The organism is Selenomonas sp. oral taxon 149 str. 67H29BP, from assembly GCF_000146365.1.
Lineage (GTDB): Bacteria > Bacillota > Negativicutes > Selenomonadales > Selenomonadaceae > Centipeda > Centipeda felix.
In genome coordinates this window covers 296,951-310,688 of sequence record NZ_GL397087.1, presented here as the reverse complement: position 1 = coordinate 310,688, position 13,738 = coordinate 296,951, and the positions used below count along the sequence as shown (strand labels likewise).

Below are 13,738 nucleotides of genomic sequence, written 5' to 3'. Positions count from 1 at the left end.
GCATAGCACGCTTTACTTTTTCTGCAACCCCGTGCATTTTCGATTTCGGCACAGAGCATGCCGCAATACGCACGCCCATTTTCAGTGGAACAGCGAAGATGAGATCCTCGTGGAGAGCGTCGCAGACCGCCTGTGGATCGCTCGAAGGAATAGCGAGAAAGAAGCCGCCCTTATAAGGGAGGGCGGGCAGACCGCACGCCGCAGCCTCCTGCATGAAGATGTCGCCGCGCTCCTGTACAAGGCGGTATAGTGCGTCGCGCTCACTTTCATAGGTGGCATACGCTGCGCTGTCCTGCTGAATGCGTGTCAGAAGCGTCATCGCACCGCGGTTGATGTTCGACCACGTTGCGCGTGCAGTATACTTGCTGATCTCGCTGAACTCATCGATGACCGTCTTGCTTGCAGAGAGGGCAATGAGTGCGCCGCAGCGCTGTCCGTAGAATGTATACGCCTTGGACATGGAGAACGCAAAAAGTGTCAGGATGTTTTCGGGGAGTCCTGCAAACTTCTGCATGAAGGCACGCGTCGCATACTTTTCGCCTGCAAAGTCGATGTAGGCGATATCGACGAGGATCTGGATCTTCTTTCCGGTCTTTGCCTGTGCTTTGACCGTGTCCAGAACGTGATCCCAGTCCTCCGCAGAAAGGCTGTATCCCGTCGGGTTGTGCGCAGGTGTGTTGAGGATGATGAGCAGGCTGTCCTGTCTTTTGCAAAGGGCATCGACTGCCGCAGAGAACGCTGCATGATTGAAGTTGTTGGCTTCGTCGAACAGTGTAAAAGTCGTGACAGAGGAGCCAAGTTCCTGACAAATGATGTTGTACGTTCCCCAGAACCAGTCCGAGGTGAGCACCTGATCGCCGCGCTCGACGTAGTCGTCGACGGCGGTGCGCAGAGCTCCCGTTCCGCCTGCCGTTGCGACGGCGGCGAGATAGCCCGCAGGACGCTTGCCGGCAAATGTAATGTCGATGGCAGCCTCGAGATACTCCGGGAGCCCTGAGATCGGCGCATAGGCGATATAATCCTCAATGGGGAGGGAGCGGAAGACGCGTTCAACTGTCGGCAGATGCGCCAATTTTCCGTTGTCGTCCATGACGGCGCCGATTGTCGCGTTGATCACGCGCTCTTCGCCATGCTCTGCGATTGCGGCGCGGCACGCCGCATTGGCTCCGAAGATCGCGTCCTTCAGGCGGCGCGATGCCGCGTGTGATGCTGCCATTTGAATTGCCATGTTATATGCTCTCCTTTTCGATGGAAAGCACGGATCATCGTGTCCTCCGCAGGGGTAGGGCGTCGTTGATCCGTGCCGTCGTAGCGTAATATGATGATAGCGCGCGACTCTCCTTATGTCCACAAGCCGCACAGGTGTATACACGTATTCTTATGCCTCGTTCGGGAAGAACTCGTCGTGGATGCGGTTGACAGCGTCCTTGACGCTGCCGCCCTTGATGAGGCAGGAGATGCTGATCTCGGAGGTGCTGATAATCTCGAGGTTGATGCCTGCATTGGAGAGTGCCCCGAACATGCGGGAGGCAATACCGGGATTGCCGAGCATACCGGCTCCGACAATGGAGATCTTCGCGACATCATTGTCAATGGATACACCAGATGCGTGAATGTCGGCCGAAATCCCTTCGACAACGCGGCGCGCTTCCTCGGCGTCAATGGATGCAACAGTGAACACCATATCGGTTACATTGGAGTCGGCACTGCGGAGGCTCTGCACGATCATATCCACGTCGATGTTCGCATCGGCGAGGGCAGAGAATATCTTGTAGGCAACGCCCGGGACGTTGGAGACACCGAGCACTGTGATCTTAGCGACGTGCTCATCGTGTGCGACACCGCGAATGATAAAGGACTTTTCTTCCACTGTATATTCCTCCCTAATGATGGTTCCGGGTTCTGAGGTAAAGGTCGAACGAACGTGGATGGGGATGCTGTAGAGCTGTCCCATCTCCACCGAGCGTGGCTGCATAACGCCCGCGCCGAGACGTGCCATCTCGAGCATCTCGTTGTAGGTAATCTCCTTCATGCGGCGCGCGCCCTTGACAATGCGCGGGTCGGCGGAGTAGATTCCATCAACGTCCGTGTAGATCTCGCAGGTATCCGCGCCGATTGCGCCCGCGATCGCCACGGCGGAGGTATCCGACCCACCGCGTCCAAGCGTCACTGGGTTGCCGTCGACATCTGTACCCTGAAAGCCAGCGATAACGACAATGTTGCCCTTTTCAAGCTCCTCGTGCACACGTTTTGGCTCGATTCCGAGAATACGCCCCTTGGTATGCGCATGATCTGTGCGCATTCCTGCCATGCCACCGGTGAGAGATATGGCGGGCTGTCCCAGAGCACGGAATGCCATCGCGAGCAGTGCGATCGAGACCTGCTCCCCCGTCGTCATGAGCATATCCATCTCGCGCGTGTACTGATAGGGGCTTTCCACCACTTCGCCAGCTAGCGCGATGAGATCATCCGTCGTATCGCCCATGGCAGATACCACCATGACAATGCGATCATCGGGGGCTTTCTCACGCAATATGCGTTTTGCTACGTTCTTGATCTTCTCCGGGGTAGCCACCGAACTTCCGCCAAACTTCTTTACAATTAATGACATACAATGTCCCCCTATGGATTGGTATAATTCCCATCATGGTGAATTCTCAACGCATTATACGCTAAAATGCGCCGTATTTCAATAACCCTTTGATGTAGAAGGGATGCGCGGCACTTGGTATACATACAATTGATGAGAATAGGGGCATCGCCAATAATCATGTGATACAGGAAGTGAGGTGCATCTATCCCACAGGCAAGTGCGGTACAGGGAAGATCGCTATGGTCAACACTGCACCATTGTGGTATCATGAAAGAGAGGAGGCGATGCTATGATTCCGTACGAAGTAATTGAAGCGAAAGAAATTTTGCATGAAGGTATAGCAGAGCTGCTTGCCGATGTGAATCGAATCAAAGAACGTATGGGCATTGATCGGTATGATACCGTTCAGCCGATTTCCCTCGTTCAACAGAATCTACGAGTGACGCTGCATAATATTCTTGGAGATTCATACAATACCATGGAGGATATACAAAGACTCCGGCAGACCTTTGAAAATGCCCGCACCTATATACGGGAACTGGAGACCAATCATGCAGGATAACTACACTCCGCAGGAACTTAATGAACAAAAAGAACGCATCAAAGACGATCTTTTGGTCAGTGCAGCACCTGATACGCATCCGCGTGCCTATTTGCTTGCAGGACAGCCTGGAGCAGGGAAAACGAAACTGGCAGATATCTGTGCACGAGCACATGGTGGAAATATCATCTTTATTTCGAGCGATGATTACCGCAGGTATCACCCTCGTTTCATTGAGCTACAAGCACAGTACGGTGATGATGCTGTCCTCCATACACAACAGTTAGCGGGGAAGATGACGGAGTCTCTGATCGACGATCTGAGCCTGTCGCGGTATCATCTTATCATTGAAGGGACACTGCGGACGACCGAGGTGCCGCTACGGACGCATGATCTTCTTGCCGCACGTGGATATGATGTCTCTCTAAATGTGATTCTCGTGCGTCCCGAAAAATCATATCTCAGTACACTGAAACGCTATCGACTGATGGAGGAGGCAGGGCTTACCCCGCGCATGACGCCAAGGGAACATCATGACCGTGTTGTGCGCTCTCTCGTTGACAACCTGCATACGCTCTACGAGCAGGATACCTTTCAAGGCATTCGCATCTACAATCGAGCGGGGGAGTGTCTCTATGACAAGGAGAAAACGCCATTTCGCGATCCGGCCGATCTCTTCCGTGAGGAGTTCTCACGGGAATTGACAAGCCGCGAAAAGACAGATATTGAGGAGGACTATGCGCCGTATGTTGGTCGATCGAAGGTCGAGGAGACCCTACGTGCTTATGCGAAGTTCTTCCCACAGGAGGAGCGAGGAAAAGGCGGACGGTGAATAAGAAAAAAATTGCCTGTTCCAGCTCCTGCCGGGGGCCAATTCCCCATGGCAGCTGGAACAAGCAATTTTCATATTGTTAGTATTGCACGAAAAACAAGCATGTCAACAAAAAGCGATACCCTTCAAACCAAGCCCAAAGATGGCACGCATCAGTGACTGAGAGGTATCGCTCTTTCTATACGTAGTCGCTACGCGGGGAGGATGCCAAGCCGTTGCCTAATACAATGGTCGATCTGGCAGGGGAGGAATAGGCTCTACTCACAAAGCAGTGGAAATGGTATAATTACTGTCGATTGAATGTCTCTTTCCGATGTCTGTTTCGTTGCTGTTATCTGTTGTAGGAGATGTATAGCATGAATATTTCCGATATCTATAGCGTGAACGATTGTCTGCGAAATGCGGATATACGGACTTATAATTGCGGATATTTTCCAGTGGCGATAAGCAGACCAAAAGAAAGCATTCGGATTTATGGACAAACGCATGATGAATTGCCCTTTGATACGTCAATTCTGAATCAAATTACATCACTTAAGCTGTCCTATGCCATGCAGCTAATCGTTATGTCATTGGGCGTAATGAAATCTAAAAACTCCTCGGCCTTTGATGTGAAATGGGTTCCTATCAACAGTTCCTTTAATAAACTGGTCTATAAAAATGGTACACCTAATGATGCAATTGATTCACTGTATGAAACGATGGCGTCGATTGCAGAATCTGGAATCATAAGAGTTTCCGAGGGGTATTCAGTTTCCACGGAATATCAAATAACAGATTCTACCTTTATTGATGGGCCTTCGTTGAGCATGACTCCGGCCCCTGTTCTGAACATTATCATCGACACAGATGACGTAAAAAAAGATTATGGAGCTCACGATTTGCTCAGCTGGAACAGATATAAACGAAAGGACATTTCTTATGGATGGGACGAAATCAAGGATTATTTTACGACGCTTTCTCTCAAGGATATGGAGCTACTACACGGCGAGAAGATAAATCGCTTTACAGAGAAGGATATATCACTATTTAAGGCCTGTGATAATCTCGACATAGATGCCATACGGATTGCAATAGAAGCCGGTGCAGATGTACTGGCGATAGACCAAGACGGTGGGACTCCGGTCTATAAATGTGTTGAGGCTGTCGCAGATGATTATTTGGATGAATGTGATCCTAGGAAATCCATGGACGATGTGGAACGAAAAATTTCCCAGATGCAGAAGTGCGTTGATTACCTTCTCGAGCATGGGGCTGATATCAATTTATACGGATTTGGGTGTCTGTGTACTCCGCTATGCGAATCGGTATATATTCCAGACGCTCGTATTATGGAATTTTTACTAAGCAGAGGGGCTGACCCTAATTACAATACGGATTTCGATTCTATGTGCAGTACGAAGGATGAGTGGCATATTCGGTCATCGGCGTTAAGCATGGTTTATGATGAGCTGTCTGTTGTAGGAGAAAAATACAACGAGGAACAAAAAGAATTGTTGTTGGCACATGGTGCAGAGCTATTTATAGATGGGTTCAATCCAAAAACCGGAAATATGGAGGAAACCTATGAAAATGGCAATTCGTACTGACAGCTGTGATAGTTCATACTGCTTAGTCAGCTGTACTTCATTACAAGCATATGGCAGAGCGATTTGATGAAGGTCAACCTATCACAGGAAAATAGGATGTCCGTCCGTACGTCTGAACGAAGAAAAACTCTATCATACAAGAGATCCCAGTCACTGTACTAGCGTTTGGGATCTCTTGTAGTTTTGCAAAGAATCATTAGCCATTTTCCCCTACACTAAGTCATAATTCTCTTATTCTGGAATTATATCAAGAATCAGTTACAAGAGGATATTATGACAGACTCAGGGAGCCTAAAAGAGTTTGTCGTCCTGTTTACGGGCAACGAGGGAGGGGAGAATGGTATATAAAAAGCCCCCACGTAGGGGGCTGCCAGTGATTTACTATTTACCAAAGGCCCAGGACTTTCCACCATGCCGCGCCGATTGTTAGGTAGATCAGCGTCGTAATGGTCGTCATGATGAAGCCGTTCTTCCACCATTCGCTTTGCGAGACATAGCCTCCGCCAAAGTAGATCGGGGCGCAGCCGTTGCCGTAATGCGTGAGGGAGATCGGCACATCGGCGAAGATGCCGAAGATGATGGCGACCAAAAGGGGCGGTGCACCGACGCTGACGCTGACAGCGATGAATGCCGCATAGAGGGCACTGATGCGTGCCGTGACACTGGCGAAGGCGTAGTGGATGTAGGTGTAGAAGAGCAGGATGATGAGGCAGGAAATAAGCCAACCGAAGCCGAGCGAGGAAATCGCCGCGCCCGCACCATTGGCGATCCATGTGATGATGCCCGATTTTGCGAGAGCCGAAGCGAGTGTCATCAAAGAGCCCATCCAGAACATCGCGTCCCATGCACCCTTTTCCTGGATGACGTCCTGCCAGTTGATGATGTCGAGTATCAGCATGAGGCAGACTGCGCCCATGGCAACGGGTGTCGCGTCGATGTTCGTGAGGCCGGAGCTTGCCCAGAGTGCGAGAGAGACGACGAAGATGACGGAAAGTCCCTTTTCCGCAAGGCTCATCGGCCCCATTTCGTAAAGCTCACGCTGTGCCAGATCCTTGGCGTCGGGAATACGCACGAGTTCGGGCGGCGAAAGTTTCATCATGACATAGGGGACGAGCAGGAGCGCGATGAGTCCCGGCACAATTGCAGCGCTCGCCCAGCCCATCCACGTGACCTGAACGCCCAGCGTCTTCTCGGCGAGCGCCACGCAGAGCGGGTTGCCCGCCATCGAGGTCACGAACATCGTGCAGGTCACGGCGTCTGTATGGTAGCCGACCTGCATGAGGTAGGTGCCGATGCGGCGTGCGCTCTCACCGGGTTTTGAGCCTAGAGCCTCCGCGAGTGAACGCACGATTGGATAGAGAATGCCGCCGCCGCGCGCTGTGGCCGAGGGCGTTGCGGGCGAGATCACAAGCTCGCTCAGGGCGATGGCATAGCCGAGCGACAACGCGCTCTTGCCGATTGCCTCGATGATGCGGAAAGCGATGCGTTTGCCGAGTCCGCTCTTGATGAAGCCGCGGGAATAGAGGAACGCACAGACGATCAGCCAGATCGTGCTGTTGCCGTAGCCTGCCAAGGCATCGGACGTCTTTAGCAGGCCTGCCCATGCGGAGAAGGAAATCGCGATGAAGGCCACCGCGCCGATCGGCAGCGGATGCAGGATAAAGCCCAGCACTGTCGCGATAAAGACCGCAAGCAAATGCCAGGCAAGTGGTGTGACTCCGTCAGGAACCGGCAGGAACCATAGGATGAGTCCGACGCCGATCGTGATGAGTGCATTTCTTCTCTTCGTGTTCATGTGTTCACCCCATCAAAAATATGAGTTCTCCGCCGCAGTCCCCTTTTGCCGAAAGCATTTCCTGCGACGCCCATGGAAGCTGTAGATTTGCAGAGCATACGTCCGAGGCCGGCGGGAAGAGGGCAGTTCTGCGTCCTGAACGTTCACAAATAAAAGCAGCCCCTTTCTGCAAATGAGAGAAGAGACTGCAAAATATCCTTGCCTTGCCGCGTGCAGCGTCACAGCGCATAAAACCGCCGTCGAAAGGTCACCGCAAAGATGCGGATCGATCCAGCGCAAGACACAGATCCCCTTCCCGTCGCTCGCAGGTCAGACGGTGATCGTCGATCAGGCAGTTCTCCTGGCTCCAGTTCATCGCTCCTCTGCGCCTTCCAAAGTTTCCTCAGTGACGTTTCCTGCAGATTCGCTCGCTGACACAGTGGCGGGACCGCGCCGGCTCTTCCGGCTTCTCTATTGAGTCTTGCGACACCTGATTCATCAGTATGCTGTTTGTCGTGATGATGGCTTCCGTGAGGAAGAATATCACTGCTTCTGCCTATTGTCAAGAGAGAGGCGGAAGGAGTCGAATCATCGGCTTGACTGTACGCGCTGATTGACGTTTAGATGTTTGAATACGCGGTGTTTTATGGTAGAATGAGCGTCGAATATACCGGCCTTGGCAAAGGTGTTTTGTTGCGGCAATTTTGTATGTTCGACTTTTTATGTGTCCAATTTCATTTTACAATGAACGAGTTCTTCTCTACATTTTTTTGAGTATTTCGTACTTGCCAATAAGGATAGATACGGATGGAGCTAAAGATATTCACGACGTTCAAGACAATTGTACGCACGGGCAGCTTTACAAAGGCGGCACGTCTCCTCAGCTACACACCATCAACGATTACATTCCACGTTGCGCAGCTGGAAAAGCTCGTGGGGGTACCGCTTTTTGAGAAAAGTGGGCGGCGCATGATCCTGACAAAGGCGGGCGAGGCACTGATTCCATATGTGGACGAGGTGCTTGCTGCGGTGAAGAAGATCAAAAGCTTTCAATACGGCATTGCCGCCTATCAGGGGACACTCACGGTAGGTGCGCCGGAGTCGCTGCTCTGCTTCCGTCTGCCCCCACTGCTCCAACATCTTCATGCACATGCACCGCGCGTCGATCTGCGCCTGCGTTCACTCACGAGCCGTGATGTTGTTGCGTCACTCAGTGAAGGGAAGATCGATGTCGGTCTCGCGTACACGATTCAGGAAAGAGATAAGGAAAGTCTCGCATTCTGGATGTTTGAGGAAAATCCCGTGCATTTCTACACCTCGGTTGATGCGGCTGTATGGTGCCCGAACTTTCGTGAGCGGGAGATGGAGATCAACGAGATGCCGCTGATCACGATGCCGCATCCGGGTGAGATTCGGCAGATGGCAGATGACTATCTGCGGCAGCGGGGGATCTCGTTTACGAATATGATTGAGCTGCGAAGCACGCAGACCATCATCAATCTGGTTGAGAACGATATGGGGATTGCGCTACTGCCGGATCATGCGGTGCGGGAGCGCATGGCTCTCGGCCGGCTGTCTGCCGCGCAGTCGGATCCGATGACTGTCACGTCATACTACGGGGTTCATCGGAATAAATGGCGCAGCCCTGCAATGAATCTTTTTCTCGAAATCCTTGAGGAAGAGAGTGGACTCTCGGGTGGGGAGGCACTGCTGCGTTACGGGGAGGATGCGGATGCAGCCAATCGTCGCTGAGGACATTAAAGACTTTGATACGAGCCTCGACAGACTGTGGGCACGACGCGATCTCGTCGTCGTTGCGGCAGGGGCACTCATCTGTTTTCGCTCCATTTACCGGCGCGCACGGCAGATCGGAGCACTCGGGCAGTTCCGCTATGCTGCCGTGCGGGCAGAGGATTATGTGCTCGGAACGGCGGAGGAAGCGATCCGAGATGCGGTGCGGGATGCCGCACGCCTTCCTGGCACACGCGCGGTCGTGATCTATCTCTCCTGCCTCGACATCCTCACACGCCCAGATTTTTCAGACATCGAGCGCACACTTTCTGCGGAGACGGGCTGCATCGTGCGCTGTTTCTTTCGCGGGCCTCTGGCAAAGGCGGATGGCATCCGTCACGAGACTGCAGAGGAGATCCTCGCCGCACTGCCGCCGGAGGAGGGGGCGGTCACGGCATCAGCCCAGCTGCCGCCGCCGATGAGCGATACGGCAGGCGTGGCGGATTTCCTGCGGGAAGAGGGCTCGGCGCATGTCCTTGTCACGCCGTCGGGCTGCCGCAATGCGCTCGCACGCATGGATCTCATGCCGGGGCGCAGCGATATCTATGCGCTCATACCGCAGGCAGAGGACTACATCTTCGGCATGGAGGAGACTGCTGCCGCAGAGACCGGTGCGCTTGCGGCAGAGGGCGCGTACCGCATGGTGCATCTCCTCAGTTCGCCGGTGCCCGCGTTTATGGCGATGGAGACGACGCCTGTTCTGCAGGCGGCGGAGGAACATGGCTGCCGCGCATGTGCCTCACCGACGGACGACTTTCATGATGCCGTGTACGGTGCTGCAGAGGCGGCACTTCGTCTTGTGCAGGAGGCGGCCGACGGATGGCGGGAGGCGGGACGGACAGCTCTCATCCTCGGGTACAGTCCGCTGCTGTTCGGCGATATGGCGCAGCTGGATGCCCCGATTGATTTTCTCACTGCGTACGGCTGCAATGTGTGCATTGCAGGACGCGATGCACTGACCGAACGCCCTGCGCTGGTCTGGCTGGTATCTGTTGCCGGTGTGTCTGCGGCGGAATGGCTGCACAGGGAGTGCGGTGTGCCCGTTGTCCGCAGCCTGCCGCTCGGGGATGCCGGCCGGACGGCCTGGCGGGCTGAGATCGCTGCGGCGCTCGGTTTGCCCTCAGAGGGCACATTTGCGGAGCAGACAGCGGGAGATATGCGTGCGGATAAGATCCTCATCATCGCCGATCCGATTGCTGCCGTAGCCATTGCTTATCTGCTTCGTTCATATGGGTTTTGCAATATCCACAGCGCAGCCTATGCGTGGGGAGAGGAGACAGCAGTACTTTATCGGCAGGCAGCCGATACCGACGTGCTCGTCTTCCGTACGGCTGCAGACCTGCAGTCTGCATGGAATGCGGCAGATGCTGTCATTGCCGATCCTGCGCTGCTGCCTGTGATGGGGGAGAAGCGTATTGTTCCGCTGCCGTCGGGGCTGCTTTCGGGCAGAGATGCTGCAGGAGAGGGAAGTGGTGTACTTGGCGCGGACTTCACTTCGCTATTACAGGCACTTCTGAAACAATAATCATTCGAAAATATTGAAGTGTTGTTTCGAATTTATTCAATTGCATTCGATTAAAGACTATGATAACCTTTCCGTCAATTGATAATCTCGGGCGGATATTTAAGTGTAGGCAGAAATAGGAGGACATGATGACACATCGTTTTTCATTCGGTTTTCTTGCAGCGCTGATGCTTCTCTGCTCCGTGCTCGCAGGATGCGGATCGCAAGAGGCCGCCGCGCCCAAGGCGGAGCGGGTTGTGACGGACACGACCGGACGCGAGGTGCATTTGCCGGGAGAGGTCAAGAGCATCGCCGTTGTGCCGATTCCGTGGGCATCTGTTGCCTTTGCGGTAGACGGTTCGGCCGACCGCATTGCGGGCATGCACCCGTCGGCGAAGGCGTCGTATGAGAAGTCCATGCTCAAGGTGCTTGCGCCGGGGATGGCGAATGCCGCAACAGACTTTGTCGGGCAGGACTTTTCCATCCACATGGAGGAACTCGGCAAGCTGAACCCAAGCGCCATCATCGTCTGGAACTATCAGGAGGATGAGATTGCGCAGCTCGAGAAGCTGAAGGTCCCCACGATTGCGCTGAAGTACGGTACGTTGGAGGATGTTCAGCAGGGCATCCGCGTCATCGGTCAGGTGTTCGGCAAGGAGGAACGCGCCGAGGAGCTTGTTCGCTTTCAGCAGGACATCATGGCGTATTTTGAGACGAAAAAGGCGGCACTCGAAGGCAAAGCAACGCCGAAGGTACTCTACCTGCGCGATCGCGATCTCAAGGTTGCAGCGGGCGGAACCGTCAACACGATGATGATCGAGACGGCGGGCGGCGTGAACGTCGCAAAGGATGTGCAGGGACAGTGGACGCCGGTCACAATGGAGCAGATCGCTGCGTGGGATCCCGATGTTATCATCCTCAGCAATTTTGACCCGATTCAGCCGGCCGATCTCTTCGAGGATAAACTTGAGGGACAGAACTGGAAGAATATCAAGGCGGTGCGCGAGGGGCGTGTCTACAAGGCTCCGATTGGTCTGTACCGCTGGGATGCACCCTGTGTCGAGACACCGCTGATGATCAAGTGGATCGCGCAGAAACTGCATCCGGATGTTTTTAATGACTACCGTCTGACGGATGATCTGCGCGGCTTCTATGAGAAATTCTTCTCATACACGCTGACGGATGCCGATCTCAAGATGATTCTGCACGAGTGAGCTGCCCGATGAAACGAAGCAATGCAGCTCTCTGGACGATCATGACGGTGCTGCTCATCGTTGTGTTCTTCCTTTCTCTTGCAGCGGGGCGCTTTGCGATCGAGCCGACGGCTGTCTGTGACATTCTCATGCGCGCGGCCGGAGGCAATGCGGGGACGGATATGGCATCGACCGTCGTTCTGGAGCTGCGCCTGCCGCGGACGCTCCTCGCCATGCTCGTCGGCGCGGGGCTTTCGCTCTCGGGGGCTGTCTACCAGGGCATTTTCCGCAATCCGCTTGTCAGCCCCGACGTGCTTGGTGTCTCAAGCGGTGCAGGGTTCGGTGCCGTGCTTGGCATCCTCCTCTGGGGGACAGGCACGGGGACTTCGATCATCGCCTTTGTCTGCGGCATGGCAAGTGTCGGACTCGCGTACTATTTCTCGCGCAGCCGTGGCTCTGTCTCGATGATGTCGCTCGTGCTCTCGGGCATCATCATCTCGTCGATCTTCTCCGCGCTCATCTCGCTCGTGAAATATGTCGCGGATCCTTATGACAAGCTGCCCGCTATTACTTATTGGCTCATGGGCAGCCTTGGCAAGGCGGACTTTGATAAAATCCAGATCATCGGGCTGCCGATGATTGCCGCAGGGGTGCTCCTGATTGCGATCCGTTGGCGCATCAACATCCTTTCGCTCGGCGAGGAGGAGGCACGCAGCCTTGGTGTGAATCCTGCGAGCATCCGCAACATTGCCATCGTCGCGGCGACGGTGCTCACGGCGCTCTCAGTAATGGTCTGCGGTATTGTCGGTTGGGTCGGGCTCGTCATTCCGCATATGTGCCGCCGCATGGTCGGCGTCGATCATGCGCGGCTTTTGCCCGCTGCGTGCTTCACGGGGGCGATCTTCCTCGCACTCGTTGACATTTGCGCGCGGAGTCTCCTTGCGGCAGAGCTGCCAATCGGCATTCTCACGGCACTCCTCGGCGCACCGTTCTTTGCCTTCCTGCTGAAGCGTACGCGGGAGAAACAGGGGGATTGGTCATGATTACGGTGAAGAATGCCGCCTTTTCCTACGACGGCAGAAATGAGCTGTTCTCCGATCTCTCCTTCTCCCTCGCGGCGGGTGAGGTTCTCACCATTCTCGGGCGCAATGGCATCGGCAAGACGACGTTCCTGCGCTGTCTGCTCGGTATTCTGCCATGGACGCGCGGGGAGTGTCTGGTGGACGGGCAGCGACCCGACCCTGCTGCGGTCAGCGATGTGATCGGCTATGTGCCGCAGAGCCATGCGCCCGCCTTTCCCTACACCGTCTTTGAGATGGTCATGATGGGGCGTGCGCGGCGCATCGGACTCTTTCGGACACCTGCGGCGGCAGACCGCGCACGCGTTGCGGAGCTGCTCGATCTGGTCGGCGTTCTGCCGCTCGCGGATCGTGCGGCGACCGAACTCAGCGGCGGACAGCTGCAGATGGTCTACATCGCCCGCGCACTTGCGGTCGAGCCGAAGCTGATGATCCTCGACGAGCCGGAGGCACATCTGGACTTTCACAACCAGATGATTGTCCTGCGCCTGCTGAAGAAGCTATCAACAGAGCAGCACATGACCATTGTCATGAATACGCACTCGCCCGAGAATGCGCTCAAGATCTCGGACAAGAGCCTGTTCATGCGGCGCGGGGAGCACCTCTTTGGGCCGACAGAAAGCTTGCTCAACGAGGAGAACCTTCGTCGGTTCTATGACATCGACTGCCGCGTCACGGAGACACGCGTTGGGGATAAGGTGCATCGGGGGCTGTTGACGCTGTTGTAAAAGATTATTTTCAAGTTATCAGCGTTTTTTAGCAAGAATTGGATATGGAATCAGCCTTCGCGGAGAAGTAATTTTCCGTGAGGGCTTTTTTGATGGAGGTGAAGCGATACCGAG

At 54.4% G+C, this 13,738-nt stretch carries 11 protein-coding genes and 1 riboswitch; of the genes, 8 read left to right on the top strand and 3 right to left on the bottom strand.

Annotated elements, in window-relative coordinates; translation table 11 throughout:
* The coding region (locus tag HMPREF9166_RS01475) for an aminotransferase class I/II-fold pyridoxal phosphate-dependent enzyme (RefSeq protein WP_009442269.1) at positions 1 to 1,228 on the bottom strand (1,228 nt) is incomplete at its 3' end.
* A 150-nt stretch (positions 1,229 to 1,378) separates the two neighbouring features.
* Positions 1,379 to 2,611 (bottom strand): aspartate kinase, encoded by a 1,233-nt coding sequence (locus tag HMPREF9166_RS01470; protein ID WP_009442268.1) that lies wholly within the window; start codon positions 2,609 to 2,611, stop codon positions 1,379 to 1,381.
* Between the two features lie 271 nt (positions 2,612 to 2,882).
* Here HMPREF9166_RS01470 and HMPREF9166_RS01465 point away from each other — a divergent pair, with 271 nt between their 5' ends.
* The 3 genes from HMPREF9166_RS01465 to HMPREF9166_RS01455 all read left to right on the top strand — a co-directional run bounded on the left by HMPREF9166_RS01465 (position 2,883) and on the right by HMPREF9166_RS01455 (position 5,555).
* On the top strand, positions 2,883 to 3,155 hold the full coding sequence (locus HMPREF9166_RS01465; RefSeq protein WP_009442267.1) for a hypothetical protein: 273 nt from the start codon (positions 2,883 to 2,885) through the stop codon (positions 3,153 to 3,155).
* On the top strand, positions 3,145 to 3,966 hold the full coding sequence (locus HMPREF9166_RS01460; RefSeq protein WP_009442266.1) for a zeta toxin family protein: 822 nt from the start codon (positions 3,145 to 3,147) through the stop codon (positions 3,964 to 3,966). The genes HMPREF9166_RS01465 and HMPREF9166_RS01460 overlap by 11 nt, the downstream gene beginning before the upstream one ends.
* 356 nt (positions 3,967 to 4,322) lie before the next feature.
* Entirely contained in the window at positions 4,323 to 5,555 is a 1,233-nt protein-coding gene (locus HMPREF9166_RS01455) for an ankyrin repeat domain-containing protein (RefSeq protein ID WP_039980817.1), read from the top strand.
* A 385-nt stretch (positions 5,556 to 5,940) separates the two neighbouring features.
* Here the strand turns inward: HMPREF9166_RS01455 and HMPREF9166_RS01450 are convergent, their stop codons facing one another.
* Positions 5,941 to 7,350: a DASS family sodium-coupled anion symporter gene (locus HMPREF9166_RS01450; RefSeq protein ID WP_009442264.1), complete on the bottom strand. Its 1,410-nt coding sequence runs from the start codon at positions 7,348 to 7,350 to the stop codon at positions 5,941 to 5,943.
* A gap of 312 nt (positions 7,351 to 7,662) precedes the next feature.
* Positions 7,663 to 7,838: riboswitch (cobalamin riboswitch) on the bottom strand.
* A 298-nt stretch (positions 7,839 to 8,136) separates the two neighbouring features.
* Between HMPREF9166_RS01450 and HMPREF9166_RS01445 the strand changes: the two genes are divergently transcribed.
* The 5 genes from HMPREF9166_RS01445 (at position 8,137) to HMPREF9166_RS01425 (ending at position 13,624) form a co-directional block, all read left to right on the top strand.
* Positions 8,137 to 9,081: a LysR family transcriptional regulator gene (locus tag HMPREF9166_RS01445; protein WP_009442262.1), complete on the top strand. Its 945-nt coding sequence runs from the start codon at positions 8,137 to 8,139 to the stop codon at positions 9,079 to 9,081.
* Positions 9,056 to 10,645 (top strand): hypothetical protein, encoded by a 1,590-nt coding sequence (locus HMPREF9166_RS01440; protein ID WP_009442261.1) that lies wholly within the window; start codon positions 9,056 to 9,058, stop codon positions 10,643 to 10,645. The genes HMPREF9166_RS01445 and HMPREF9166_RS01440 overlap by 26 nt, the downstream gene beginning before the upstream one ends.
* 125 nt (positions 10,646 to 10,770) lie before the next feature.
* The gene (locus HMPREF9166_RS01435) at positions 10,771 to 11,838 is read left to right on the top strand and encodes an ABC transporter substrate-binding protein (RefSeq protein ID WP_009442260.1); all 1,068 of its coding nucleotides are present in this window, start codon (positions 10,771 to 10,773) and stop codon (positions 11,836 to 11,838) included.
* An 8-nt stretch (positions 11,839 to 11,846) separates the two neighbouring features.
* Positions 11,847 to 12,860 (top strand): iron ABC transporter permease, encoded by a 1,014-nt coding sequence (locus HMPREF9166_RS01430; RefSeq protein WP_009442259.1) that lies wholly within the window; start codon positions 11,847 to 11,849, stop codon positions 12,858 to 12,860.
* On the top strand, positions 12,857 to 13,624 hold the full coding sequence (locus HMPREF9166_RS01425; protein WP_039980815.1) for an ABC transporter ATP-binding protein: 768 nt from the start codon (positions 12,857 to 12,859) through the stop codon (positions 13,622 to 13,624). Before HMPREF9166_RS01430 ends, HMPREF9166_RS01425 begins: the two co-directional genes overlap by 4 nt.
* The last annotated feature ends 114 nt before the right edge of the window (positions 13,625 to 13,738 follow it).